Here is a 407-nt window from a genome sequence, read left to right as displayed (position 1 = left end):
GCCGATCGACGCGCTGCACGCCGGCCTGTGCGCAGGCCTGGAACAGTGCACGGGGCGTGTCGCGGTGCAGCGCGTCGATCGGCCGTGCGGGGCTGTCGCGCAGCACGCCCACGGCGTTCACCACGGCATCGATGCCCGCGAGACGGGGCAGCCACGCGTCCACGGCGGTGTCGCGCGCGAAGTCCATGGGCACCTGCCCGGAGCGGGCGGCACCGTGGCGCGGCGAGACGCCCTCGTGCACGGTGTGGCCGTCGGTACGCAGCCGGGTGGCGATGTGCCGGCCGATGAAACCCGTGGCGCCGGTGAGGAGGATCTGCATGGAAGGCCTCTGGATGTGGTGGGAAGAAGGTGGCAAACCGCGTGCCGTGCGGCTGCTCAGAGATCGCAGCGGTCGCCCGGCGCGCAGC

1 protein-coding gene is annotated in these 407 nt (G+C 73.2%); it reads right to left on the bottom strand.

The window, feature by feature from the left end; translation table 11 throughout:
- Positions 1–319 (bottom strand): NAD-dependent epimerase/dehydratase family protein (locus tag E0L35_RS25840; RefSeq protein WP_138801758.1); only part of this gene is annotated, 319 nt, incomplete at its 3' end.
- Positions 320–407: the final 88 nt, after the last annotated feature.

The organism is Halomonas sp. ATBC28 (genome assembly GCF_005937175.1).
GTDB lineage: Bacteria > Pseudomonadota > Gammaproteobacteria > Pseudomonadales > Halomonadaceae > Vreelandella > Vreelandella titanicae.
This window is presented reverse-complemented; position numbering and strand designations above follow the sequence as displayed.